This is a genomic window from Pseudomonas sp. EL_65y_Pfl2_R96 (assembly GCF_963970905.1).
Classification (GTDB): Bacteria; Pseudomonadota; Gammaproteobacteria; order Pseudomonadales; family Pseudomonadaceae; genus Aquipseudomonas.
The window spans coordinates 34,554-59,231 of sequence record NZ_CAXAQH010000030.1; the positions used below are offsets into that span (position 1 = coordinate 34,554).

Consider the following 24,678-nt stretch of genomic DNA (forward strand, 5'->3'; position numbering starts at 1 on the left):
ACCATGCAAGGCGCACAGCTGAGACATCAGCCCTCCGCACCGCCCGGCCGCAAGCCGGTGCCGCGGGGTGCCAGCCGAATGGTGGCCAAAGAGCCGATGTCCGCGCGCCTGCCGAAAGCCAACTTTGGTTTTCTGAAAAGTCTGTTCTGGCCCGTGCTGCTGGTGGCGTTGGGGTTCGGTACTTACGAAGGCGCGCAGCGTTTGCTGCCGTACGCCGACCGGCCGATCACCAAGATCGCGGTGCAGGGCGACCTGAGTTACATCAGCCAGCAAGCGGTGCAGCAGCGGATCGCCCCCTACGTGGCGTCGAGCTTCTTCACCATTGACCTGGAGAGCATGCGTACCGAGCTTGAACAGATGCCATGGATTGCCCACGCCGAAGTGCGCAGGGTATGGCCGGATCAAGTAGTGATTCGCCTGGAAGAACAACTGCCGGTGGCCCGCTGGGGCGATGAGTCGCTGTTGAACAACCAGGGGCAGGCGTTCACCCCGCGCGAGCTGGCGAACTACGAACACTTGCCACAGTTGTTCGGCCCGCAGCGGGCCCAGCAGCAAGTGATGCAGCAATACCAGGTGCTGAGCCAGATGCTCAGGCCATTGGGTTTCTCGATTGCACGCCTGGAGTTGCGTGAACGAGGCAGCTGGTTCCTGACCACCGGTGCCGGAAGCGCGGGTCCGGGAATCGAACTGCTGCTGGGACGCGGCAACCTGGTGGAAAAGATGCGCCGCTTCATTGCCATCTATGACAAGACGCTCAAAGAACAGATTACGAACATTGCGCGCATCGATCTGCGCTACGCCAACGGCCTCGCCGTTGGCTGGCGGGAACCTGTAGCGCCCACGACAGCCCAACCCGCTGTCGCGAAGAATTAAGAAGAGGCAGGACCCATGGCAAACGTGCAAAGCGGCAAAATGATCGTCGGTCTCGATATCGGTACCTCCAAGGTGGTGGCGCTGGTAGGCGAGGTCGCGGACGATGGCACGCTCGAAATCGTCGGGATCGGTACCCATCCGTCCCGCGGCCTGAAAAAAGGCGTAGTGGTGAACATCGAGTCCACCGTCCAGTCGATCCAGCGCGCTATCGAAGAAGCGCAGCTGATGGCCGGTTGCCGGATCCACTCGGCGTTCGTCGGCGTGGCCGGCAATCACATCCGCAGCCTGAACTCCCACGGTATCGTGGCGATCCGTGATCGCGAAGTCAGCTCCGCCGACCTTGAGCGCGTCCTCGACGCCGCGCAGGCCGTGGCAATCCCTGCTGACCAGCGCGTGCTGCACACCCTGCCGCAGGATTATGTGATCGATAACCAGGAAGGCGTTCGCGAGCCACTGGGCATGTCCGGCGTGCGTCTGGAAGCCAAGGTTCACGTGGTCACCTGTGCCGTCAACGCCGCGCAGAACATTGAAAAATGCGTGCGTCGCTGCGGCCTGGAAATCGACGACATCATTCTCGAACAGCTGGCGTCCGCGTATTCGGTCCTGACCGACGACGAGAAAGAGCTGGGCGTGTGCCTGGTGGACATCGGCGGCGGCACCACCGACATCGCGATCTTCACCGAAGGCGCGATCCGTCACACCGCGGTGATCCCGATTGCCGGCGATCAGGTGACCAACGACATCGCCATGGCGTTGCGCACCCCGACCCAATACGCCGAAGAAATCAAGATTCGCTACGCCTGCGCCCTGGCCAAACTGGCCGGCGCCGGTGAAACCATCAAGGTGCCGAGTGTTGGCGACCGTCCACCGCGCGAGCTGTCCCGTCAGGCCCTGGCCGAAGTGGTCGAGCCGCGTTACGACGAGCTGTTCACCCTGATCCAGGCTGAATTGCGTCGCAGCGGCTACGAAGACCTGATCCCGGCCGGCATCGTGCTGACCGGCGGTACGTCGAAGATGGAAGGCGCGGTTGAACTGGCCGAGGAGATCTTCCACATGCCGGTTCGCCTGGGCGTGCCCCATGGCGTCAAGGGCCTGGACGACGTGGTCCGCAACCCGATCTATTCCACCGGCGTTGGCCTGTTGATGTACGGCCTGCAGAAGCAGTCCGACGGGATTTCGTTCTCGGGCATCGGCAGCCGCGACAGCTACAGCAATGAAGAACCGAAAGCCGCTCTGCTCGATCGCATCAAGAGCTGGGTGCAAGGCAATTTCTAAAGCTTTACCGCAACACCGCTTCAAACAGCAGTAGGCGAAAAAACTAGAGAATGTAAGGAGAGGGAAAATGTTCGAACTCGTAGACAACATCCCCGCAAGCCCGGTAATTAAAGTTATCGGTGTTGGCGGTGGCGGCGGCAATGCTGTCAATCACATGGTCAAGAGCAACATTGAAGGCGTTGAGTTCATCTGCGCCAACACTGATGCCCAGGCGCTGAAAAGTATCGGCGCGCGGACCATCCTGCAACTGGGTACCGGCGTGACCAAAGGTCTGGGCGCTGGCGCCAACCCTGAAGTGGGTCGTCAGGCCGCTCTGGAAGACCGTGAGCGCATTGCCGAAGTCCTGCAGGGCACCAACATGGTGTTCATCACCACTGGCATGGGCGGTGGTACCGGTACCGGTGCTGCGCCAATCATTGCTGAAGTGGCCAAGGAAATGGGGATTCTCACCGTTGCGGTGGTGACCCGTCCGTTCCCGTTCGAAGGTCGCAAGCGCATGCAGATCGCCGACGAAGGTATTCGTCTGCTGTCCGAAAGCGTTGACTCGTTGATCACCATTCCCAACGAGAAGTTGCTGACCATCCTGGGTAAAGACGCAAGCCTCTTGTCGGCTTTCGCCAAGGCCGACGATGTATTGGCCGGTGCCGTTCGCGGTATCTCCGACATCATCAAGCGTCCGGGCATGATCAACGTCGACTTTGCCGACGTGCGTACCGTGATGAGCGAAATGGGCATGGCAATGATGGGCACTGGCTGCGCCAGCGGTCCGAACCGTGCACGCGAAGCCACCGAAGCGGCCATTCGCAACCCGTTGCTCGAAGACGTGAACCTGCAAGGTGCACGCGGCATCCTGGTGAACATCACCGCCGGTCCTGACCTGTCCCTGGGTGAGTACTCCGACGTGGGTAGCATCATCGAAGCCTTCGCTTCCGAGCACGCGATGGTCAAGGTCGGTACCGTTATCGATCCGGACATGCGCGACGAGTTGCATGTGACTGTTGTTGCCACGGGTCTTGGCGCTAAAATCGAGAAGCCTGTGAAGGTCATCGACAATACCGTTCACACCTCGATGGCTTCCCAGCCACAACAACAAGCCCCTGTTCGTCAGGAACAGCCTGCGGTGAACTACCGTGACCTGGACCGTCCGACCGTCATGCGCAACCAGGCTCAGGCCGGTGCTGCGACTGCCGCGAAGATGAACCCGCAAGATGACCTGGACTACCTGGACATCCCGGCTTTCCTGCGTCGTCAGGCCGATTGATGAAATGTATCAGGGGTATTCGGGTGATTGGTGTTCAGCAAAGGTCTGGTCTGCTATCATCGCCAGCCTTTGTTGATACCAGTTCGCAATTTGCGCTGAAGCGGCCCATGCCATGATTAAACAACGCACCCTGAAGAATATTATCCGTGCCACAGGTGTCGGCCTGCACTCCGGGGAGAAGGTCTACCTGACCCTCAAGCCAGCGCCTGTCGACACCGGCATTGTGTTTTGTCGTGCTGACCTCGACCCTGTGGTGCAGATTCCTGCCCGCGCGGAAAACGTTGGCGAAACCACTATGTCGACCACGCTTGTTAACGGTGACGTCAAAGTGGACACGGTGGAGCACCTGCTCTCGGCCATGGCTGGCCTGGGCATCGATAACGCCTACGTCGAGCTCTCCGCGTCCGAAGTCCCGATCATGGATGGTAGCGCTGGACCCTTCGTATTCCTGATTCAATCGGCCGGCCTGGAAGAACAGGACGCTGCCAAGAAGTTCATCCGGATCCTGCGGGAAGTGACAGTGGAAGACGGCGACAAACGCGCCACTTTCGTCCCTTTCGAAGGTTTCAAAGTGAGCTTCGAGATCGATTTCGATCACCCGGTTTTCCGTGACCGCACACAAAGTGCAAGCGTGGATTTTTCCAGCACTTCGTTCGTAAAAGAAGTCAGCCGCGCCCGTACCTTTGGTTTCATGAGTGACATCGAGTACCTGCGCAAGCACAACCTCGCACTCGGCGGCAGCGTTGAAAACGCTATTGTGGTCGACGCGGATGGTGTACTGAACGAAGACGGTCTTCGCTATGAAGACGAATTCGTGAAGCACAAGATCCTCGATGCAATTGGTGACCTCTACCTGCTGGGCAATAGCCTGATTGGTGAGTTCAAGGGCTTCAAGTCCGGACATGCATTGAACAACCAGCTGCTGCGCAAGTTGATTGAGCAGACAGATGCTTGGGAAGTCGTGACTTTCGAAGACGCCAGCACTGCACCGATCTCTTACATGCGTCCCGTTGCGGCCGTGTAAGCAAAAAACCTCTCTAGTTTTTAAAGGCTACCTTCGGGTGGCCTTTTTTTATTCCCCGGTTTTTTGTGGTGTCTGGGCTTGCTCGCGAAGAGGCCAGTCGATCCACTACAAATGGTCGCCGGCAACCACCCGATTCCGCCCGCCTTCCTTGGCCTGATACAGCGCCTTGTCCGCCGCAAACAGCAACTGCTCCAGGCTGATATCGGTCGCCGTGGTCCAGGTGCTGATACCGATACTGATAGTAATCGGCGACTCATCACCCCCCACCAATGGCAACTGCTCCACCGCCGCACGGATGTTTTCGGCAATCTGTTGCGCTCCGGTGCTGTCGGTTTCAGCCAGGATCACCGAAAACTCCTCGCCACCGTAGCGGGCCACCAGGTCCGCGGGCCGTCGAGCATGGGGGCTGATCACCTTGGCCACCGAGCGCAAGGCATCGTCGCCGCCCTGATGGCCATGGCGATCGTTGAACGCCTTGAAGTGATCGACATCGATCATCAGCACCGATAACGGCCGGCCGGAGCGTTGGGCACGAAACCATTCATGGCGCAGGGCCTGATCCAGGGCTCGGCGGTTGGCCAGACCGGTCAAGGGGTCGGTGGCGGCCAGTTGTGCCAGTTCCAGCTCGGCACTGTGGCGCCGGCGCAGTTCGCGGCAGAGCAACCCGGTCAGCCACAGCAGGCTGATGCACAGAGCAATGGTCGCAGCGCTGACCACCACTGCGGTGCGATTCCAGGCCGCAAAGACTTCATCACTGGACAGCGCAACAATGACGATCAACGGCAAGTTCCCAACCTTGGAGAAGGTATACAAGCGCTTGTCCTTGTGTCGATCGGACATGCTGGTGAAGCTGCCGTTGCCTTCCTTGACGATGCGCTGGAAATTGGGACGATTACTGAAGTCCTTGCCGATCAGCTCTTCGGCCAGGCGTGGTTGCTGGGCCAGAAGAATCCCGTCCTTGCTGATCAGGTTGACCGTACTGTCGTGACCGACGCTCAAACTGTTGAACAACTGATCGAAGTAACTCAAACGCATGGCGGCTTCGGCTACGCCCAGGAACTCACCCAGGGAGCCATTCACCCGGCGGCTGAAACTGATACGCCAATCCTGTTCTGGTGACCTGCCCCTGAACGGGCGGCTGATGAACATGCCTGGGTCCGGGTTGTTCACGTGGGACTGGAAGTATTCGCGATCGGCATAGTTTCCCTGTCTGGGCTCCACCGCGGCCGAGTCGGCGATCACATCGCCCTTGTTGTCGAGCAACAAAATGTTGCCCTTGTACGGCGCGGCAGTGGCGCGGTCGAAATAGGCCAGATGGCGAATGACAGGGGAAACGCTCTTGAGGTCTTCACGCCGGGAGGCAGCGATCAAGCCCAGCAGGGTAATGTCATAGAGTTCGACATTGCGCAGCACATCGGCGTCGATCAATTGCACGATATTATTGGCGGCGCGAGCGGCGGACAATTCGGCGTTTGCGCGTTCACGGATTAGCAGGAACGCGACGATGCTCAGTATTGCAATCACCAACAACACACTACTGAGAACCAGAAGCCGCTCCGACCGTGTCGAACGGATCGGATCACGGGATTTCGCACTGATCACACTCATGGTTCTGACTTCTGCAAATAAGGCGTTATGAAAGTGCTTTTACAAGAATCGGGCAGAGTCCCAGAAACCGGTCGCGTCCAGCGCGTCTGTATAAATCCCGGATAAAAAAAAGGCCAGCAAAACATGCTGGCCTTTTGCTAATTGAAGCTTAGAAGACATTCAGCGGGTAGTCGACAATTACCCGGTATTCATCCGTGTCGACATCCCGTGGCGAGGGGGCAAGCCCCTCGCCACAGGGTTCTGTGTGATTAGACCGGTAAATGAATGCCGAACGTATTCATCCCATGATCACTGCGCACAAACACATCCCCGCCATGCATCAGTGCAATCGCCTTGACGATTGCCAGCCCCAGGCCATGATTGTTGCCGCTGTTGCTGCGCGACGCATCGACCCGGTAAAAACGCTCGAACAGCCGCGGTAAATGCTCGCTGGCAATCGGCGACCCCGGGTTGGCGACGCCGATGCTGACTTGATGCTCTTCGACTTCGATCCGTACCTGAATCACTTGCCCAGGCCCTGTGTGCTGCACCGCATTGCTCAGCAAGTTGATCAACGCCCGGCGCAGATGAGCGATCTCGATTCGCACTTGCGCATCGCCACTGACCTCAACCTGAACCTGCGCATCCTCAAGGATGAAATCCAGGTACTCCAACGTTGTCGCCACTTCATCGGCCAGTGAAGTGGACGTCAGTTTGGTGGCCTTGCTGCCCTGGTCGGCGCTGGCGAGAAACAGCATGTCGTTGATGATCGAGCGCAGCCGTTCGAGCTCTTCGAGGTTCGATTGCAGCACTTCGAAATAATGCTCGGCTGAACGCCCGCGTGTCAGCGCAACCTGGGTCTGGCCGATCAAGTTGGTCAGCGGCGAGCGCAGTTCATGGGCCACGTCGGCGTTGAACGATTCCAGGCGCGAGTAAGCCTGTTCGACCCGCTCCAGGGTGGCGTTGAACGAATTGACGAACTGGTTCAATTCCGGTGGCAATGGCGACAATTGCAGGCGCCCGGACAGCCGTGGTGGCGTCAGGCGCTGGGCTTCCTGCGACAACTTGATCAGCGGCTTGAGGCCGATCCGGGCCACCCAATAACCAAGTGCCGAGGCCAACAGCACGCCGATGATCGCCAGGCTGATCAGGGCGATCAGCAAATGGTGCTGCGTCTCGTAAAAGGTTTCGGTATCGATACCGATCATGAAGCGCAGCGGCGGGCGCTGGTCCTTGGCCGGCAGCTCAGTGACCAGCACTTTCAGCGGGTACGGATGGTCAGGCAATGCCATGTCGCGCATGCCCAACGGGCCTTGGGCGAAAGCGCGGATCGGCGCGTCGGGTTGGCCGTATTCATAACCGGGATTGCCACTGACCACCCAAAAGCGAATGCGCTTGTCTTCTTCGCTCAGCAGCTTGAGCTTGGCCTTGATCTTCACCCAATGCTCGGGCGTGCCGTAACGGTTGAGGGCCGATTCGAGCACGCTATAACGGGCATCGAGCTCGGCTTCGGGCAACAGGCCCAAGCCCTTGTCGACCTGTTGATACAGCGCACCGCCGATCAACAGGAATACCAACAGCGCCACCAGCGTGAACATGCCGCTCAGGCGCAGCGCGATCGAATTACTGGACACCACGGCTCTCCAGCACATAACCCATGCCACGAATGGTGTGCAGCAGTTTCTCGTCGAACGGCCCGTCGAGCTTGGCCCGCAGGCGTTTGATCGCGACTTCGACCACGTTGGCGTCGCTGTCGAAATTGATGTCCCAGACCATCTCGGCGATGGCGGTTTTCGAGAGGATTTCCCCTTGCCGCCGCGCCAGCACGCTGAGCAGCGAAAACTCCTTGGCGGTCAGGTCAAGACGCGTGCCGGCGCGGGTGGCCTTGCGGCTGATCAAATCTATCCACAGGTCGGCGATGCTCACTTGCACCGGTTCATGGCCACCGCTGCGACGGGTCAGCGCTTGCAGGCGCGCCACCAGTTCGAGAAAGGAAAACGGTTTGCCGAGGTAATCGTCGGCGCCATCGCGCAGGCCTTTGATGCGGTCTTCAACCCGCTCGCGGGCGGTGAGCATGATCACCGGGGTTTGCTTGCGCGCCCGTAAGGCCCGCAACACGCCGAAACCGTCGAGGCCCGGCAGCATGACGTCGAGGACAATCACGGCGTAGTCGCTTTCCAGCGCCAGGTGCAGGCCTTCGACGCCATCGCGGGCCACGTCCACGGTGTAGCCCTGTTCCGTCAGGCCACGGTGCAGATAGTCCGCGGTTTTTTCTTCGTCTTCGATAATCAGAACGCGCATGACCCCGCCTCAGTCTGTTGTCGCCTGCACCGACATCGGTGCTGGGGCTGGTTTAGGCCGATGGAATAGCCGCTCAAGCCACAAGTATATGACCGGCGTAGTGAACAGCGTCAGAGCCTGGCTCACCAGCAAGCCGCCGACCACCGCGATGCCCAATGGCTGGCGCAGTTCGGCGCCGGTGCCATAGCCGAGCATCAGCGGCAGGGCGCCGAGCAGGGCCGCGAGGGTGGTCATGATGATTGGCCGGAACCGCGTCATGCACGCCTCATAAATCGCCTCTTGGGGAGGCAGGCCACGGTTGCGCTGGGCTTCCAGCGCGAAGTCGATCATCAGAATGCCGTTCTTCTTGACGATGCCGATCAGCAGCACCAGCCCGATCAGCGCCATGATCGAAAAGTCCTGGCCGCAGATCCACAGCATGATCACCGCCCCGAGCCCCGCCGAGGGCAGGGTCGAAATGATCGTCAGCGGGTGCACGAAGCTTTCGTACAGCACGCCAAGAATGATGTACACCGCCACCAGTGCCGCCAGAATCAGCCACGGCTGGCTGGCCAGCGAACTCTGGAATGCCTGGGCCGCGCCCTGGAAATTACCGCTGATGGCCGCCGGCATGCCGATGTCGGTCTTGGCCTGATTGAGCATGATCACCGCATCGCCCAATGCGACGCCGGGCGCCAGGTTGAACGACAGGTTGGCCGCCGGGAACATCCCGTCATGGGCGATGGACAGCGGGCCGATGGATGGCGCACCGAATTTCGCCAGGGCCGACAGCGGCACCATTTCCCCGCTCAGCGGCGAGCGCAGGTAGAAATAGTTGAGGCTTTCGGCCTTGCCACGTTGCTTTGTGTCGAGTTCCAGAATCACGTTGTACTGGTTGGTCTGGGTCTGGAATTCGTTGATCTGCCGCTGGCCGAAGGCGTCGTACAGCGCTTCGTCGACATCGCTGGCGGTCAGGCTGAAACGCGCCGCCGCGCTGCGATCGATGCTGATGTGGGTGATGCTGCCGCCCAGTTGCAGGTCGTTGGAGATGTCGCGGAACGCCGGGTTGCTGCGCAGTTTTTCCGTCAGGCGCTGGGTCCAGGTGCTCAGGATGGCGCCGTCGTTGCTCTTGAGCACGTATTGGTATTGGGCGCGGCTCGGGCCGGAGCTGAGGTTGATGTCTTGCCCGGCGCGCAGATACAGCACGATGCCCGGGACTTTCATCAATTGCGGGCGAATCCGATCGATGAACTGGCTGGCGGATACGTCACGGTCGCCGCGTTTTTTCAGCGAAATCCAGAAGCGTCCGTTGGCGATGGTCTGGTTACTGCCCGAAACGCCGACCGAGTGGGAGAACGTCTCGACGGCGGGATCGGCGGCGACGATCTCGGCCATCGCCAAGTGTTTTTTCACCATGTCGCCGTAGGAAATATCAGCCGCCGCTTCGGTGGTGCCGAGGACGAAACCGGTGTCCTGCACCGGGAAGAAACCCTTCGGAATGAAAATATATCCCGCGACCGCCAGGCTGAGGGACAAGCCAAACACACCGAGCATCAATTTCTGATGGGCGAGGGCGTGGCGCAGGCCTTTCTCGTACCACGCCAGCAAACGCTCGCCGAAACCCGGCTTGCCATGGGCGTGATGCACCGGTGCTCGCATAAATAGCGCGGCCAGGGTCGGCGCCAGCGTCAGGGACACCACCACCGAAATCATGATGGTCGAGGTGGCAGTCAGGGCGAATTCCTTGAACAGTCGCCCGACCACGCCGCCCATGAACAGCAACGGAATGAACGCCGCCACCAGCGAGAAGCTTATGGAAACCACGGTAAAGCCGATCTCGCCGGCGCCCTTGATCGCCGCCTCGCGCATGCCTTCGCCGGCCTCCAGATGACGGTGAATGTTCTCCACCACCACAATCGCATCGTCCACCACAAACCCGACGGACACCACAATCGCCACCAGCGTCAGGTTATTCAGGCTGAAACCCATGAGGTACATCAGGGCAATACTGGCGGTCAGCGACACACCGAGCACCGCCGACACGATCAGTGTCGCCGACAATTGCCGCAGGAACAGCGCCATCACCGCCACCACCAGCAGGATCGCGATCAGCAGGGTGACTTCCACTTCATGCAACGAGGCACGGATGGTTTGGGTGCGGTCGATCAACACTTTGACCTGCATCGAGGCCGGCAGCATGGCCTCCAGCGTTGGCAAGGCCGCTTGAATACGGTCGACGGTCGCGACGATGTTGGCGCCCGGTTGGCGGAAAATCACCAGGTTCACCCCCGGCTTACCATCGGCCCAGGCCTGAACGTAGGCGTCTTCTGAACCGTTGATGACTTTGGCCACATCCTTGAGATGAACCGGTGCACCGTTCTTGTAGGAAACGATGAGTTGGCTGTATTCCTCGGGATGGAACAACTGATCGTTGGTGGACAAGGTCGAAATGCTCGACTCGCCGTACAACGCACCCTTGGCCAGGTTGAGGCTGGATTGCTGGATCGCCAGACGAATGTCCGCCAGGGTCAGGCCGATGGCGGCGAGTTTGTCCGCCGACGCTTGCACGCGGATCGCCGGACGTTGCTGACCGCTAACGTTGATTTGGCCTACGCCGTCGATCTGGCTGATCTGACGGGCGAGCAGGGTTTCCACCAGGTCACTGACTTCGGTGCCGGGCATTTGCGGCGAGTTGATGCTGAGGATCAGCACCGGGCTGTCGGCCGGGTTGACCTTCCTCCACGTCGGCAGGTTCGGCATGTCTTTGGGCAGTTTGCCGGCGGCGGTGTTGATCGCGGCCTGGACTTCCTGGGCGGCGGTGTCGATGCTTTTGTCGAGGGTGAATTGCAGGGTCAGGATGGTCGAGCCCAGGGCGCTGCTCGAGGTCATCTGGGTCACGCCGGGGATGGCGCTGAATTGCACTTCAAGCGGCGTGGCCACCGACGAAGCCATGGTCTCCGGGTTGGCGCCGGGCAGTTGCGCAGCCACCTGGATGGTCGGGAATTCCGCTTCCGGCAGCGGTGCAATCGACAGCCGTGGAAAGGCGATCACCCCCAGCAGCACCAGGGCAAAGGTCAACAGAACCGTCGCCACCGGATAATCGATGCACCATGCGGAAATCGAACCATGGCCCTTCATGGTTTCGGCTCCGACCGGACCACTTGCGGTGGCTCAGTCAGTACCTGAACCGTCGAGCCGGGTTTGAGCCTCGATTGGCCGTCGCTGACCAGCACGTCGCCCGGCTTCACGCCTTTGATGATGTCCTGGCCGCTGCCTTGGTAAATCATCTGTACCTGAACGACTTCGACCTTGTCGCCGTTGACCCGGTACACGAAGTGTTGATCGAGGCCACGTTGTACGACGGTGGGCGGCACCACCAGTGCATCTTTATCCAGCGCTGTCTGAATCTTTACCGTCACTAGCAGGCCCGGCCAGAGTTTCTGACCGGGGTTGTCGAATTCGGCCTTGGCGCGGATGGTGCCGGTGTTGGCATTGATCTGGTTGTCGATCAGGGTCAGGTGGCCTTCGCCCAGCAGGTTGCCGGTTTCGCCGTCGGTGTCGGCACCGATGTAAGCCTTGACCGGCGTGTGCTGTGGATCGTTGATCAGGCCCTGCAGGATTGGCAGCATTTGCTGCGGCAGGGAAAACTCCACGGCGATCGGGTCGATCTGGGTCACCGTGAACAAGCCTTGGGTGTCGGTCATGCGCAGGAAGTTGCCTTCATCCACCGTGCGAATACCGACGCGACCGGTGACGGGCGAGCGAATCTGTGTGTAGGAAAGCTGCACCAGAGCGGCATCGATCGAGGCCTGATTGCCTTGGGCAGTGGCTTTGAGTTGATTGACCAGGGCTTGTTGCTGGTCGTAGGTCTGTTTGGACACGCCGTCGTCGACGCTCAGCAGTTTGTAACGTTTGAGGTTGACCTGCGCCACTTGCAGTTGCGCCTGACTTTCGCCCAGTTGCGCTCGGGCCTGGTCGAGGCTGGCGCGGATCGAACGGTCGTCGATGGTGGCCAGCAGGTCACCTTTGTTCACCCGTTGGCCTTCCTTGACCAGCAGTTGGGTGAGGATGCCGTCGATTTGTGGACGCACCACCACGCTGTGCAAGGACAGCACCGAGCCGATGCCGCTGACGTAGCGGGGTACATCTTTTTCGACGACGCTGACCACCCGCACGGGAATGGCGGTGGAGGTGGTCAGTTTGGTCGTGGCGGGTTTGGCGGCGTACCACACGCCCAGCACTGCCAGGACGATCAGAAGGGCGGCGAACAGGGCGATTTTTTTCTGAATTCGCATGCGAGTGGGGCGCCGGGCAGAGTGGTCGGAGTTATGTCAGGTTCATACCCTCCTTTATAAACCTGTTAGCCCGTCAGGAGAGTGACGGGTAACTGACGGCGCTGTCAGTTTGGACCTCTTTGGATTGATGCTGATTCCCCGTGATCTCGCTCCACTGTAGGCGCGAGGCTTGCCCGCGAAGGCGGCAGGTCGGTCAGCACAAAACCCGACGGACTCGCTTGCTGCGTGAAGCTTGCGGCTCCCGACACAGGTATACTGCCGTCTTTCGCGGCTCGCCTACCGGGCCCGACTCTTTGAGCATCACCCGGAGCTTTCATGACTTCCCCGACACAACCGCCGGCTGCCGACGCTTTGAGCGACGACCAGGCAGATCTGCCAGACAGCGTCGACTCCAGCGCAGACAGCGAAACCAAAGCGGCGATTCCTGCGTTCAAGTTTCCGTTCAAGCCGGGCGAACTGGCCGCGGCGAAGAATGCCAGCCAGCCTTGGTACAAGAATGGCGCCAAGAACGGCCACACCAAGACACCGGGTGCAGCGCCTCCTGGTACCCGTCGTTCGATGGGTAAGCGCTGAGTTCTTACCTCTGCGGTGCCTGATCTATCGTCATCGCGAGCAGGCTCGCTCCCACAGTTGATCTTCATGAGACACAGCTATTGTGTACGACGAAATCCACTGTGGGAGCGAGCCTGCTCGCGATGAGGCCATTAAATACAACATACGCTCTGGCTCACGCCGCCCGCAGCGAAATAAACGCATAGTTCAGCGGCGCTTCAGTCGCCACCAGCGCCCCGGCCGCCTGCACTTGCCCGGCAATATCATCGCCCGATACGTGAAATACCCATTCACCGCCAGCTCCCGCCAGTGATTGCTGCGCCACCTGATCAATGACCATGGCAAACGCCGTCATGTCCGGCAGATAAGCGGTAAAGCCATCACCCTTCAGCGCTGTCGTCCGAATCCCCAATAGCGCGCAAATCGCATCCTTGGTCTGAATCTCATCGCGATCCGCCTGCCGGGAGCGCTGGATCAATCCCGCCAGTTCCTGATCCACCAGCTCACCACCGATGATCAAATCCGGCCCTGTTTCCCACGACTCGGGCGGGCATTCCTTAACCGTCGGGTTGAGCGGGATGTGCGGATTGATTTCCATCGGGTAGATGCGGCACACCAACGGTCGACGTTCGTAGATGCGACAGAGGTTGTCTTCGTCAAGATTCCGGCAAGGGCCGACGTTATAGGCGGCAAAGGTGATCGCCACATGCGCCTCGCAGGCGCCGCTTCGAACCACCACCGAACGGCGCTCGGCATGTTCGCGTTGTTGCGCTGGCAGGCCCAGGCCATTGGTGAGGAAGGCTTCCACCAGCACGATCACCTGACCGCCATCGGCCGCCCACATACGGGCTTCGGCCAGTGTCAGGGGCACATGGTGGTCGGTGCAGCATTTGCCACAACCTACGCAGGAAAACGGTGTATTCATTGAACGGCCAGTGACCTGTGAGGATATGAAATGGCGACAAAAAGCCACCGTAAAGGCCTGTGTCGAAGCAAGTTATGCGCCAGTCACTGCGCTTTTGCCGTTGGGCGGATCGAGTCCCATTCGGTCACGTAGGCGGTTTTGCTCTTCTTGTTGTAGAGGCACAGTTCGGTGCCTTGCTGGCCTTTCATGTGTTTTTGCGGGTACTGGCCTTGCAGCAGGAGCGCGGTGTAACCGACCCGGTCATCGAACTGCGCGGCGTTGCCGACGGGTTTGGTGTTCTTCAGGCCGCTGGCCTGTGTGCAACTGGCGAGTACGGCTTTGTCGTAGGCGGCCCAGGCGTCGGGGCTGGAGGCGTGGGCCTGGGTGGCGAGAGTGGTGAGGCAGAGGACGGTCAGGGTGGTGGTTTTCATGATCAGGCATCCTTGGCGTGTAGTGGTCGGGGTCGGAGTATGCCTGATGGTTTGATGTTGGTTGTGCGGGGCTCTTCGCGAGCAAGCCCGCTCCCACAGTGGATTTTCGTTGTACACAAAATGTGTGTTTCATGAAGATCAACTGTGGGAGCGGGCTTGCTCGCGAAGGCGGTGTGTCAGACAGGCACGGGCTCCCGGCGGACTACATACATCCCGGCACTTTCATACAAACGCTGCGCCCGAAGGTTGTTTTCAAGCACCTTCAGATCCACAAAACCTTCGCGGCGCTGCTGAAACACCTTGAAAGCATGCAGCAGCAGTGCGCGGCCAAGTCCAAGGCCTTGAGCGCGCGGATGCACCACCAGGTTTTTGATATAGGCACTGGTCCAGCACTGGGCGACGCCGACGATACCTTCGGCATCCAGGGCGATGAAGCACAGTGTCGGGTCGTATTCGGGATCGGTTTCGAAACGTTGTTGCCAGACTTCCAGCGCCGGCACTTGACCGCCGCCGTCGAGATGGCCCAGCGCCATCAAACGGTGGGCGGACTCGGCGAGTTCCGGGCGGTACTCGGTCAGTTCAACCCCGTCTGGCCAGTTGATGGCTGGCACAACCTCTGTCAGGTTGCGCCGCATCAGCCAGCAAAACGCCTCGGCCAACACTCAGTGACCTTGTTCGGCGACGGCCCTGGCCGCCTCGATCAGGCACCTGGTCAGTTCCGGCGAGGAGAACTTGGTCAGCACCCCGTTGGCCCCGGCCAGTCGAGCCTTCTCACTGTTCATCGCGCTGTCCAGCGACGTGTGCAGCAGTACATAGAGGTGTGAGAAGTCCGGAGTTTCCCGCAATGTGCGAGTGAAGGCGTAACCGTCCATCTCCGACATTTCGATGTCCGAGACGATCAGGTTGATCTGCTGGGCGGTGCCTTGCAGGTCCAGCAGGCAATCGATGGCTTCCTTGGCACTGCGGGCAGTGTGGCATTGCAGGCCGAGGTTGCGCAGGGTGTGCACCGATTGTTGCAGGGCGACCTGGCTGTCATCGACCACCAGAATCCGCGCATTGCCCAGGACTTCAGCCTCTTCCATGCTCAGTTCGGTCGGGGTCATTTCGATCTGCGCCGGCGCGATGCCGTGGATGACCTTTTCGATGTCCAGCACTTGCACCAGAGTGCCATCCACCGAAGTCACGCCGGTGATGTACGAGCGCACACCGCCGGAGCCGAAGGGTGGCGGGCGGATGTCGGTGGTCAGACAGTGGACGATTTTGCTCACCGCCTGAACGTGCAGGCCCTGCTTGGAGCGGCTGACGTCGGTGACGATCAGGCAGCCACCGTTGGGGTCTTCCAGGGGGCGCTCGCCGATGGCGCGGCTCAGGTCGATCACCGACAGCGACGCGCCGCGCAGGGTGGCGATGCCTTTGACGTGGGGGTGCGACTCCGGCAGCTTGGTCAGCGGCGGGCAGGGGATGATTTCGCTGACTTTCAGCAGGTTGATCGCCATCAGCTTGCCGCTGCGCAAGGTAAACAGCAGAAGCGAAAGTGAGTCTGCGCGGGCTTTATTGGAAGACATAAAAACCTTCTGTGGAGAAAGGTGATGGGCGATTACGAGCATCGCCAACAGCTATCGATGCCGGGTTATCGACTTGTCGGGGGCAGGCTTTAGTGCCAATAAATGTTGAGTAGATCAAAAGATCGCAGCCTTCGGCAGCTCCTACAGGGGATTGCGGTCAATGTAGGCGCTGCCGAAGGCTGCGATCTTGGCTTATTTCATGCCCAACCGCTTGGCCATCCGCCCCAGATTCGCCCGATCCAGACCCAGCTCCCGCGCCGTGCTGGCCCAGTTGTGCTGGTGCCGTTCCAGGCAAGCGCTGATCAGTTGGCGCTGATAATGCTCGGTGGCCGCACGCAAATCCCCTGAAACCAGCTCAGCCGCCGGCGCGGCAACCACCGGCTCCGGCGCGTGCTCAACGCTGCCATTGGGCAAGTCCAGATCCGCCGCGCTCAAACTGAGAATCTTCGGCCGTTCCTTGCAGTTACCCAAGGCTTTCAATGCACTGCGGCCAATCAAATGCTCCAGCTCCCGCACGTTCCCTGGCCAGCCATACGCCAGCAGGGCCGCTTGGGCATCGCTGGTCAGGCGCAGGCTATTGAGGCCCATGCGTGAGCGGTTTTGCTCCAGGAAGTAGCCGCTGAGCAACAGCACATCCCGACCGCGATCCCGCAGGGCGGGCACCAGCAGCGGGTAAACGCTGAGGCGATGATAGAAGTCGGCACGGTAGCGACCGCTGCGAACTTCCTCGGCCAGATCGCGGTTGGTCGCTGCGATCAGTCGCACGTCGACCTGATGTTCCTTGTCCGATCCCAGTCGCTGCAATTGCCCGCTCTGCAACACCCTCAGCAATTTAGCCTGCACCGTCAGTGACAGTTCGCCCACTTCATCGAGAAACAATGTGCCGCCATTGGCCAGTTCGAACTTGCCGCGACGATCACTCGTCGCCCCGGTGAAGGCTCCGCGCACATGGCCGAACAGTTCGCTCTCCACCAGGGTGTCCGGCAGGGCGGCGCAGTTGAGGCTGATGATCGGTTTGGCGGCCCGTGGCGACGCCGCGTGGATGGCTTGGGCCACCAGCTCTTTGCCGACCCCGGTTTCCCCGGTGATCAGCACCGTCAGGTCGCTGCCGCCCACCAGGTTGATCTCTTCCACCAAGCGTTTGTGAGCCTTGCTCTGGCCGATCATTTCGCGGTTTTGCTGGCCGCTGGCCTGACGGTAAACCTCGGCGCGCTGGTGTTCGTCTTCGGCGCGATTGGCCAGCCGTTCGATGCGCTCGGCGGCGTTGACCGTGGCGGCGGCGAGGCTGGCGAAGGCTTGCAGGGCATCTAGCTCGATCGGTTCGAAGCGTTCAGGGGCGAGGGCGTCGAGGGTCAGCAGACCCCACGGGCGCTCGTCGATAAACAACGGGCAGCCCATGCAGTCGTGGACTTCCAGGTGATCGTGCAGGCCGTCGACCAGGCCGTCATAAGGATCGGGCAAGTCGCTGTCGGCGGCGAAGCGAGTCGGGCCGGAACTGCTGAGCAGCGCTTCGAACCGCGGGTGTTCGCTGACCTTGAAACGTCGGCCGAGGGTGTCGGTGCTCAACCCGTCCACGGCCAGCGGCACCAGCCATTCGCCGTCGAGTCGCAGCAGGGCGGCGGCGTCGCAAGGGAGTAGGGCGCGCATGGCTTCGAGCAGGCGTCGGTAGCGCTCGCCTTCGGGCAGTTCGCGGGACAGGTCGGAAACCAGGGGCAGCAGAGTGGTGAGCAGTAATTTTGCAGTCATAATGACTCCGTGTAGTCGGTGTGACTATAAAGCGTCGTGTGTCCATATGACTACTTTGTTCTTAACTAGTTGATTTATAGCGTTTTAATTGTTGGCATGGAAACTGATACGTAAGGGTTATTCATATAAAGCCCAGGAGTCGCTCTTATGCTTAGCGTTCAAGACCGTGCCATCGTCAAGTCCACCGTGCCGCTGCTGGAAAGCGGCGGCGAAGCGTTGATCACTCACTTCTACCGCATGATGCTCTCCGAATACCCGGAGGTCCGCCCGCTGTTCAACCAGGCCCACCAGGCCAGCGGCGATCAGCCTCGCGCCCTGGCCAATGGTGTCTTGATGTACGCGCGGCACATCGACCAGCTCGATCAGTTGGGCGACCTGGTGGCCAAGATCATCAACAAGCACGTGGCTTTGCAAATCCTCCCGGAACATTACCCGATTGTGGGTAGCTGCCTGTTGCGGGCGATCTCCGAAGTGCTGGGCGAAGAGATTGCCACGCCTGAAGTGATGAGCGCGTGGGGTGCGGCTTACGGTCAATTGGCCGAGATTCTGATCGGCGCCGAAGCCAGCATCTACGACCAGAAAGAGCAGGCGCCGGGCGGCTGGCGTGGCGCGCGGGAATTCATCGTGGCGGCCAAGGTCGAGGAAAGCGCGGAAATCACCTCGTTCTACTTCGAACCGGCCGACAAAGGCCCGATTCTCGCGGCAGAGCCCGGCCAGTACATCGGCATGAAACTGATCCTCGATGGCGAAGAAATTCGGCGTAACTATTCGTTGTCGGCGCTGGCCAACAAGGGCCAGTACCGCATCAGCGTCAAGCGCGAAACCGGCGGCCGCGCTTCCAACCATTTGCACGATCAACTGCACGTCGGCGCGAGCATCATGCTGTTCCCGCCAGCGGGCGACTTCACCCTGACCGCCAGCGACAAACCGCTGGTGCTGATCAGTGGCGGCGTGGGCATCACCCCGACGCTGGCGATGCTCGAAGCGGCGCTGGCGACCGAGCGGCCAGTGCATTTTATCCACTGCGCACGCAACGGTAGCGTTCATGCCTTCCGCGACTGGATCGATGGCCTGGCCGAGCGTCATCCGCAGCTCACGCGTTTCTATTGCTACGCCGAAGATGATGGCGTCAGCCCGGCGGCGGACAAGGTTGGCCTGTTGAGCCAGGAGCAACTGGGCGAATGGTTGCCGCAGCAGCGCGATGTGGATGCTTACTTCCTGGGGCCTAAAGGCTTCATGGCGGCGATCAAGCGTCACCTCAAGGCCTTGGGGGTGCCGGAGAAGCAAAGCCGTTATGAGTTCTTCGGGCCGGCCGCGACGTTGGAATAAACCTGTAGGCGACCGGGAAACCGAGTTGCCTTCATCGCGAGCAGGCTCGCTCCCACATTTGATCAGCGTACGACGCGGTCACCTGTGGGAGCGAGCCTGCTCGCGAATGGCCACGCCACGGTCCTGATTCGTAAAAATCACTTAAAAGTTAATCCCTTCTTAACCGGCTTATCGTTCATTCCTCCAATCTCCGCCAGCCAGTTCAAGGCTCTCAAAGGTCAGGGACAGCGTGTAGACTTGCGGGCAATTGATATTTAGAAGGGAAACGCGATGAGCGAGGAAACAATGCGGTTGGGACGTGAACGGCGCTATCTGGTGTTGCTGGGCATCATCTGCCTGGCGCTGATCGGCGGTGCGCTGTACATGCAAGTGGTGCTGGGCGAAGCGCCATGCCCGCTGTGCATCTTGCAGCGCTACGCGTTGTTGCTGATCGCACTGTTCGCGTTTATCGGTGCGGCGATGCGCACCCGTCGCAGCATTACGCTGTTCGAAGTGTTGGTGGTGATCTGCGCCATCGCGGGTGCCGGAGTGGCCGGGCATCACGTTTATACCCAGTTTTACCCGACGGTCAGCTGCGGCATCGATGTGCTGCAACCGATCGTCGACGGCCTGCCGCTGGCGAAGATCTTCCCGCTGGGCTTCCAGGTCGACGGTTTCTGCTCCACGCCGTACCCGCCGATCCTCGGCTTGTCCCTGGCACAGTGGGCGCTGCTGGCGTTCGTGCTGGTCGTGGTGCTGGTGCCGCTGCTCACGTCGCGTAACCGTAAAGCGCTGCGCTGAGGCTGCCCGCCGCACCGTTACATGAAACAAAAAAACGCCCCGATTCTCGTTGAGAGGCCGGGGCTTTTTGCATGTTCGCAGGTCAGGTAAAAGGACCGTGATGTGCGGCAACGAAGGGTGCGACATGTGTGCGACATGTTGTCACAGCTTGATTGTCGCAGGGCATTTCAAGACGCTGAATCGGGGCACCTCCATGCACCCAAAACAGGGTTTTCAAGCCACTGCCGGTTTCAGCGCTCATCAGCCGAAGCAGGCAGTTTTAACAGGGGCTGGCAAATGGCCAAAGCCCTTGTCACGTAGGGGGTAGAGCAGGGTCGAAGGCGAGCGCAGAACCCTGGAAGCTGTCTGAACTTCGCGGGGTAGACCTACATTTTTTGGTGTTTTTGTTGAGAATGTATTTCGATACCATGGCGCACTTTTGCAAAAGCCGTGAATGATTGTTGTTGAATCGGATAAAAATTATTTCGGGATGAGACGTGGTTTATGAATCGTCATCTATCTACAATCGCCCGCACTGAATTCCCGGCACTGCTCACCCCTTACTCAGGTGTATGAGCACAAACAGGGTGTCGAGAGGCCTGATGGCTTCATGCGACCCCAGATGTCGGTGCCTTCCGACGATCCGCACCAAATGGAATTGGTCTGTAACAAGGCCCTTGACCACGAATTCGAATAAGAACACACCGCAGGCTCAGCAATTGTCGAACAGCGTCTGACGCGCGACGGGGCAGGCCCTTATTCAATCCAAGAAAAATGCCAACCCTTGGCAGGGTGAAGTGTTGGCGATCAAAACCCAACTGCATTGCGCAAGCTGCTTTAGAGGTCGTGAGATGAGTAAAAACAGGTACCCCAGACTACTAGGCTTATTGCCGCTGCTCGGCACGTTGTTGCTGGGAGGCTGCAACATGACCTTGCTCGATCCCAAGGGCCAGGTCGGCCTGGATGAGCGAAACCTGATCATCACCGCAACGCTGCTGATGCTGTTGGTCGTCGTGCCGGTCATCGTCATGACGTTCCTGTTCGCCTGGAAATACCGCGCTTCCAACAAGGACGCCGTCTATACGCCAAAATGGTCCCACTCCACCAAGATCGAAATCGCGGTGTGGACTATTCCGGTACTGATCATCATTGCCCTGGGTTACGTCACCTACAAGTCGACCCACGCCCTGGATCCTTACAAGCCGCTGGAATCCGACGTCAAGCCGATCACCATTGAAGTGGTCGCGCTGGACTGGAAGTGGCTGTTCATCTACCCGGAACAAGGCATCGCCACGGTCAACAAGATCGTGTTCCCGGCCCACACGCCGATCAACTTCAAGGTGACGTCCGACTCCGTGATGAACTCGTTCTTCATCCCGGCTCTGGGCGGCCAGATCTACGCGATGGCGGGCATGCAGACCAAACTGCACCTGATCGCCAACCAGAACGCTGAAATGGACGGTATCTCCGCCAACTACAGCGGCGCGGGTTTCACCGGCATGAAGTTCAAAGCAATCGCCACTTCCCAGGAAGATTTCGACGCCTGGGTAAGCGAAGTCAAAAAGGCACCTAAACAGCTTGAACAAGCTGAATACGCAGCCCTGTCCAAGCAGAGCCAGAACAACCCAGTCGAGCTCTACTCCTCGGTCACGCCGAACCTGTTCCAGATCATCGTCGACAAGTACGAAGGTATGAAACCGGGCAAGCCGATGCACCACGAGAAGAAAGAGCACGAAGTGGCCGCGATGGAAGGGATGGACATGAGTTCGCATTCAGCTGCCGGGGCAGAGGAGTAAACGATGTTTGGTAAATTAAGTTGGGAAGCGGTCCCGTTCCACGAACCGATCGTGATGGTGACCATCGCCATGATCGCGCTCGGCGGTCTGGCACTGTTCGCTGCAATCACCTACTTCAAGAAGTGGACCTATTTGTGGACCGAGTGGTTGACCTCGGTCGACCACAAGAAAATCGGCGTGATGTACATCATCGTCGCCATGGTCATGCTGCTGCGTGGTTTTGCCGACGCCATCATGATGCGTACCCAGTTGGCCATGGCCACCGAGGGTTCGCCTGGCTACCTGCCACCTGAACACTATGACCAGATCTTCACCGCTCACGGTGTGATCATGATCATCTTCATGGCGATGCCATTCTTCACCGGCCTGATGAACCTTGCAGTGCCGCTGCAGATCGGCGCCCGTGACGTTGCCTACCCGTTCCTGAACTCCCTGAGCTTCTGGCTGCTGGTTTCCGGCGTGGTGCTGATCAACCTGTCCCTGGGCGTTGGCGAATTCGCCAAGACCGGTTGGGTTGCCTATCCGCCGTTGTCGGGCCTGCAATACAGCCCGGGCGTGGGGATGGATTACTACATCTGGGCGCTGCAGCTATCCGGGCTGGGTACGACGCTGACGGGGGTCAACTTCCTGGCCACCGTGCTGAAAATGCGTACCCCTGGCATGAAACTGATGGACATGCCGATCTTCACCTGGACCTGCACCTGGGCCAACGTCCTGATCGTGGCTTCGTTCCCGATCCTGACCGCTACCCTGGCTTTGCTGACGCTTGACCGTTACATGGATTTCCACATTTTCACCAATGAACTTGGTGGCAATCCGATGATGTACGTCAACCTGTTCTGGGCCTGGGGTCACCCCGAGGTTTACATCCTGATTCTGCCGGCGTTCGGGATCTTCTCCGAAGTCATCTCGACCTTCACCGGCAAGCGTCTGTTCGGCCACCATTCGATGATCTACGCCAGCGGCGCGATCTCGATCCTGGGCTTCATGGTTTGGCTGCACCACTTCTTCACCATGGGTTCGGGTGCCAGCGTCAACGCCTTCTTCGGTCTGGCGACGATGCTGATTTCCATCCCGACGGGTGTGAAGCTGTTCAACTGGCTGTTCACCATCTATCAAGGCCGTCTGCGTTTCACCAGCCAGGTTCTGTGGACCCTGGGCTTCATGGTGACTTTCGCCATCGGCGGCATGACCGGCGTACTGCTGGCCATTCCGGGTGCTGACTTCGTGCTGCACAACAGCTTGTTCGTGATCGCGCACTTCCATAACGTGATCATCGGCGGCGCGGTATTCGGTTACATCGCAGGTTTCGCCTTCTACTTCCCGAAAGCGTTCGGCTTCAAGCTGCACGAAGGTTGGGGCAAGGCAGCATTCTGGTTCTGGATCACCGGCTTCTTCGTCGCGTTCATGCCGCTCTATGTACTGGGCTTCATGGGCATGACCCGTCGTCTGAACGCTACCACCAACCCTGAGTGGGTACCGTACCTGTACGTGGCCATGTTCGGTGCGATGATGATCGCTGCGGGTATCGCCTGCCAGCTGATCCAGCTGTACGTCAGCGTGCGTGACCGCAACAAGCCAGAAAACATGTGCGAACACGGCGATCCGTGGAATGCCCACACCCTGGAATGGTCGACCTCCTCGCCACCGCCGTTCTACAACTTTGCCGTGCTGCCAAAAGCAGACAGCATCGACCCGTTCACCGAAGCCAAGGAAAACGGCACCGCGTACAAGGCTCCAGCCAAGTACGAGCCGATCCACATGCCAAACAACACCGCGACCGGTCTGGTCATGGGTGCTCTGTTGACCGTGTTCGGTTTCGCGATGATCTGGCACATCTGGTGGTTGGCCATCGTTGGTCTGGTGGGCACCGTGGGCTACTTCGTGATCCACGCTGCACGCGATGATCAAGGCTATATGGTGCCGGTCGACGTGATCGAGCGCATCGAAGCCGAGCAGCACAAGCGTCTGGTAGCGGCCGGGAAAGTTCCAGCCACCGCCACCCGTGTTGAAACCTCGTTGGAACAGGCTTAAACCATGTCGAACTTAGTGACCAATGCTGGACACACCCATGTCGATGGACATGGGCATGATGACCATCACCACGACTCGGGCGAGATGACCGTATTCGGTTTCTGGCTCTACCTGATGACCGACTGCATTCTGTTTGCGTCGATCTTCGCGGCGTACGCGGTACTGGTTAACAACGTAGCGGGTGGCCCGTCGGGCCACGACATCTTCGAACTGCCATACGTACTGGGCGAAACCGCTCTGCTGCTGTTCAGCTCGATCACCTACGGCTTCGCCATGCTGGCGTTGTTCAAGGGCAAGAAGAACCAGGTCCTGGGCTGGCTGGCCATGACCTTCCTGTTCGGTGCCGGCTTCATCGGCATGGAGATCAACGAGTTCCACGTGTTGATCTCCGAGGGCTTCGGTCCTAGCCGCAGCGGCTTCCTGTCCGGGTTCTTCACCCTGGTCGGCACCCACGGTCTGCACGTGACCAGCGGTCTGATCTGGATGGCGATCATGATGTACCAGGTGCAGAAAAACGGCCTGACGGCGACCAACAAGACTCGTCTGAGCTGCCTGAGCCTGTTCTGGCACTTCCTGGACGTGGTGTGGATCTGCGTATTCACCGTTGTTTATCTGATGGGGACTATGTAAATGGCTAACGCTCATTCCCACGATAGCCACGACGCCGGCCACGGCAGCGTCAAGTCCTATGCTATCGGTTTCATCCTGTCGGTGATCCTGACCGTCATTCCTTTCGGCCTGGTGATGTACCCGTCGCTGCCGAAAGCCCTGACCCTGTGGATCGTACTGGCGTTCGCAGTCATCCAGGTGCTGGTGCACCTGGTGTACTTCCTCCACCTGGACCGTTCCGCCGCGCAGCGTAACAACGTGATTGCGTTTGTGTTTGCCGCGATCGTAATCGTCCTGTTGGTAGGCCTGTCGCTGTGGATCATGTTCAGCATCCACACCAACATGATGGCGCACTGAG

At 59.6% G+C, this 24,678-nt stretch carries 21 protein-coding genes; 11 read left to right on the plus strand and 10 right to left on the minus strand.

All coding sequences use genetic code 11. The features are described 5' to 3' along the window. Positions 1–3 precede the first annotated feature (3 nt). The 4 genes from AACY49_RS24145 to lpxC all read left to right on the plus strand — a co-directional run bounded on the left by AACY49_RS24145 (position 4) and on the right by lpxC (position 4,433). The gene (locus tag AACY49_RS24145; RefSeq protein WP_258699150.1) at positions 4–873 is read left to right on the plus strand and encodes a cell division protein FtsQ/DivIB; all 870 of its coding nucleotides are present in this window, start codon (positions 4–6) and stop codon (positions 871–873) included. A gap of 15 nt (positions 874–888) precedes the next feature. Further along, complete coding sequence (gene ftsA / locus AACY49_RS24150; protein WP_258699151.1) at positions 889–2,148, plus strand: cell division protein FtsA; 1,260 nt, start codon at positions 889–891, stop codon at positions 2,146–2,148. Between the two features lie 67 nt (positions 2,149–2,215). Further along, entirely contained in the window at positions 2,216–3,409 is a 1,194-nt protein-coding gene (gene ftsZ / locus AACY49_RS24155) for a cell division protein FtsZ (RefSeq protein ID WP_007904318.1), read from the plus strand. A 112-nt stretch (positions 3,410–3,521) separates the two neighbouring features. Further along, the gene (lpxC, locus tag AACY49_RS24160; RefSeq protein ID WP_007939852.1) at positions 3,522–4,433 is read left to right on the plus strand and encodes a UDP-3-O-acyl-N-acetylglucosamine deacetylase; all 912 of its coding nucleotides are present in this window, start codon (positions 3,522–3,524) and stop codon (positions 4,431–4,433) included. Between the two features lie 105 nt (positions 4,434–4,538). Here lpxC and AACY49_RS24165 read toward each other — a convergent pair whose 3' ends face one another. The 5 genes from AACY49_RS24165 to AACY49_RS24185 all read right to left on the minus strand — a co-directional run bounded on the left by AACY49_RS24165 (position 4,539) and on the right by AACY49_RS24185 (position 12,595). Continuing rightward, the gene (locus tag AACY49_RS24165; protein ID WP_339526860.1) at positions 4,539–6,041 is read right to left on the minus strand and encodes a diguanylate cyclase; all 1,503 of its coding nucleotides are present in this window, start codon (positions 6,039–6,041) and stop codon (positions 4,539–4,541) included. 248 nt (positions 6,042–6,289) lie between these two features. After that, positions 6,290–7,654 carry a heavy metal sensor histidine kinase gene (locus tag AACY49_RS24170; RefSeq protein ID WP_339526862.1) on the minus strand — a complete coding sequence of 455 codons (1,365 nt, stop codon included), beginning with the start codon at positions 7,652–7,654 and terminating at the stop codon, positions 6,290–6,292. Beyond that, the gene (locus AACY49_RS24175) at positions 7,644–8,321 is read right to left on the minus strand and encodes a heavy metal response regulator transcription factor (protein WP_007943491.1); all 678 of its coding nucleotides are present in this window, start codon (positions 8,319–8,321) and stop codon (positions 7,644–7,646) included. The genes AACY49_RS24170 and AACY49_RS24175 overlap by 11 nt, the downstream gene beginning before the upstream one ends. 9 nt (positions 8,322–8,330) lie before the next feature. Then, positions 8,331–11,438: a multidrug efflux RND transporter permease subunit gene (locus AACY49_RS24180; protein ID WP_339526864.1), complete on the minus strand. Its 3,108-nt coding sequence runs from the start codon at positions 11,436–11,438 to the stop codon at positions 8,331–8,333. Beyond that, a complete protein-coding gene (locus AACY49_RS24185; protein ID WP_320393360.1) occupies positions 11,435–12,595 on the minus strand; it encodes an efflux RND transporter periplasmic adaptor subunit in 1,161 nt (386 codons plus the stop codon). Before AACY49_RS24185 ends, AACY49_RS24180 begins: the two co-directional genes overlap by 4 nt. Before the next feature lie 315 nt (positions 12,596–12,910). Between AACY49_RS24185 and AACY49_RS24190 the strand changes: the two genes are divergently transcribed. After that, the gene (locus AACY49_RS24190) at positions 12,911–13,168 is read left to right on the plus strand and encodes a hypothetical protein (protein ID WP_258699157.1); all 258 of its coding nucleotides are present in this window, start codon (positions 12,911–12,913) and stop codon (positions 13,166–13,168) included. A gap of 154 nt (positions 13,169–13,322) precedes the next feature. On the opposite strand, the gene AACY49_RS24195 is transcribed toward AACY49_RS24190, so the two are convergent. The 5 genes from AACY49_RS24195 to norR all read right to left on the minus strand — a co-directional run bounded on the left by AACY49_RS24195 (position 13,323) and on the right by norR (position 17,793). Beyond that, a complete protein-coding gene (locus AACY49_RS24195; protein ID WP_339526866.1) occupies positions 13,323–14,072 on the minus strand; it encodes a YkgJ family cysteine cluster protein in 750 nt (249 codons plus the stop codon). An 83-nt stretch (positions 14,073–14,155) separates the two neighbouring features. Then, the gene (locus AACY49_RS24200) at positions 14,156–14,482 is read right to left on the minus strand and encodes a hypothetical protein (RefSeq protein ID WP_339526867.1); all 327 of its coding nucleotides are present in this window, start codon (positions 14,480–14,482) and stop codon (positions 14,156–14,158) included. Positions 14,483–14,658: 176 nt separating this feature from the next. Continuing rightward, positions 14,659–15,117 (minus strand): GNAT family N-acetyltransferase, encoded by a 459-nt coding sequence (locus AACY49_RS24205; RefSeq protein ID WP_320394481.1) that lies wholly within the window; start codon positions 15,115–15,117, stop codon positions 14,659–14,661. A 27-nt stretch (positions 15,118–15,144) separates the two neighbouring features. Then, on the minus strand, positions 15,145–16,047 hold the full coding sequence (locus AACY49_RS24210) for a chemotaxis protein CheV (protein WP_258699160.1): 903 nt from the start codon (positions 16,045–16,047) through the stop codon (positions 15,145–15,147). Between the two features lie 192 nt (positions 16,048–16,239). Beyond that, on the minus strand, positions 16,240–17,793 hold the full coding sequence (norR, locus tag AACY49_RS24215; protein ID WP_339526869.1) for a nitric oxide reductase transcriptional regulator NorR: 1,554 nt from the start codon (positions 17,791–17,793) through the stop codon (positions 16,240–16,242). A 147-nt stretch (positions 17,794–17,940) separates the two neighbouring features. Between norR and hmpA the strand changes: the two genes are divergently transcribed. The 6 genes from hmpA (at position 17,941) to cyoD (ending at position 24,677) form a co-directional block, all read left to right on the plus strand. Beyond that, positions 17,941–19,122 (plus strand): NO-inducible flavohemoprotein, encoded by a 1,182-nt coding sequence (gene hmpA, locus AACY49_RS24220; protein ID WP_339526871.1) that lies wholly within the window; start codon positions 17,941–17,943, stop codon positions 19,120–19,122. Positions 19,123–19,392: 270 nt separating this feature from the next. After that, on the plus strand, positions 19,393–19,902 hold the full coding sequence (locus AACY49_RS24225; protein WP_258699163.1) for a disulfide bond formation protein B: 510 nt from the start codon (positions 19,393–19,395) through the stop codon (positions 19,900–19,902). Positions 19,903–20,732: 830 nt separating this feature from the next. Continuing rightward, the gene (gene cyoA / locus AACY49_RS24230; RefSeq protein ID WP_258699164.1) at positions 20,733–21,677 is read left to right on the plus strand and encodes a ubiquinol oxidase subunit II; all 945 of its coding nucleotides are present in this window, start codon (positions 20,733–20,735) and stop codon (positions 21,675–21,677) included. Positions 21,678–21,680: 3 nt separating this feature from the next. After that, positions 21,681–23,711, plus strand: a complete 2,031-nt coding sequence (gene cyoB / locus AACY49_RS24235) for a cytochrome o ubiquinol oxidase subunit I (RefSeq protein ID WP_339526873.1) — start codon at positions 21,681–21,683, stop codon at positions 23,709–23,711. A gap of 3 nt (positions 23,712–23,714) precedes the next feature. Then, the gene (locus tag AACY49_RS24240) at positions 23,715–24,341 is read left to right on the plus strand and encodes a cytochrome o ubiquinol oxidase subunit III (RefSeq protein ID WP_008044529.1); all 627 of its coding nucleotides are present in this window, start codon (positions 23,715–23,717) and stop codon (positions 24,339–24,341) included. Continuing rightward, a complete protein-coding gene (cyoD, locus tag AACY49_RS24245) occupies positions 24,342–24,677 on the plus strand; it encodes a cytochrome o ubiquinol oxidase subunit IV (RefSeq protein WP_008025399.1) in 336 nt (111 codons plus the stop codon). The last annotated feature ends 1 nt before the right edge of the window (position 24,678 follow it).

Bases quoted from the DNA above. Each gene is read 5' to 3' on its own strand.
- AACY49_RS24145 (WP_258699150.1), top strand. From the start codon at position 4: ATGCAAGGCGCACAGCTGAGACATCAGCCCTCCGCACCGCCCGGCCGC.
- ftsA (WP_258699151.1), top strand. From the start codon at position 889: ATGGCAAACGTGCAAAGCGGCAAAATGATCGTCGGTCTCGATATCGGT.
- ftsZ (WP_007904318.1), top strand. From the start codon at position 2,216: ATGTTCGAACTCGTAGACAACATCCCCGCAAGCCCGGTAATTAAAGTT.
- lpxC (WP_007939852.1), top strand. From the start codon at position 3,522: ATGATTAAACAACGCACCCTGAAGAATATTATCCGTGCCACAGGTGTC.
- AACY49_RS24165 (WP_339526860.1), bottom strand. From the start codon at position 6,041: ATGAGTGTGATCAGTGCGAAATCCCGTGATCCGATCCGTTCGACACGG.
- AACY49_RS24175 (WP_007943491.1), bottom strand. From the start codon at position 8,321: ATGCGCGTTCTGATTATCGAAGACGAAGAAAAAACCGCGGACTATCTG.
- AACY49_RS24180 (WP_339526864.1), bottom strand. From the start codon at position 11,438: ATGAAGGGCCATGGTTCGATTTCCGCATGGTGCATCGATTATCCGGTG.
- AACY49_RS24185 (WP_320393360.1), bottom strand. From the start codon at position 12,595: ATGCGAATTCAGAAAAAAATCGCCCTGTTCGCCGCCCTTCTGATCGTC.
- AACY49_RS24190 (WP_258699157.1), top strand. From the start codon at position 12,911: ATGACTTCCCCGACACAACCGCCGGCTGCCGACGCTTTGAGCGACGAC.
- AACY49_RS24195 (WP_339526866.1), bottom strand. From the start codon at position 14,072: ATGAATACACCGTTTTCCTGCGTAGGTTGTGGCAAATGCTGCACCGAC.
- AACY49_RS24200 (WP_339526867.1), bottom strand. From the start codon at position 14,482: ATGAAAACCACCACCCTGACCGTCCTCTGCCTCACCACTCTCGCCACC.
- AACY49_RS24205 (WP_320394481.1), bottom strand. From the start codon at position 15,117: ATGCGGCGCAACCTGACAGAGGTTGTGCCAGCCATCAACTGGCCAGAC.
- AACY49_RS24210 (WP_258699160.1), bottom strand. From the start codon at position 16,047: ATGTCTTCCAATAAAGCCCGCGCAGACTCACTTTCGCTTCTGCTGTTT.
- norR (WP_339526869.1), bottom strand. From the start codon at position 17,793: ATGACTGCAAAATTACTGCTCACCACTCTGCTGCCCCTGGTTTCCGAC.
- hmpA (WP_339526871.1), top strand. From the start codon at position 17,941: ATGCTTAGCGTTCAAGACCGTGCCATCGTCAAGTCCACCGTGCCGCTG.
- AACY49_RS24225 (WP_258699163.1), top strand. From the start codon at position 19,393: ATGAGCGAGGAAACAATGCGGTTGGGACGTGAACGGCGCTATCTGGTG.
- cyoA (WP_258699164.1), top strand. From the start codon at position 20,733: ATGAGTAAAAACAGGTACCCCAGACTACTAGGCTTATTGCCGCTGCTC.
- cyoB (WP_339526873.1), top strand. From the start codon at position 21,681: ATGTTTGGTAAATTAAGTTGGGAAGCGGTCCCGTTCCACGAACCGATC.
- AACY49_RS24240 (WP_008044529.1), top strand. From the start codon at position 23,715: ATGTCGAACTTAGTGACCAATGCTGGACACACCCATGTCGATGGACAT.
- cyoD (WP_008025399.1), top strand. From the start codon at position 24,342: ATGGCTAACGCTCATTCCCACGATAGCCACGACGCCGGCCACGGCAGC.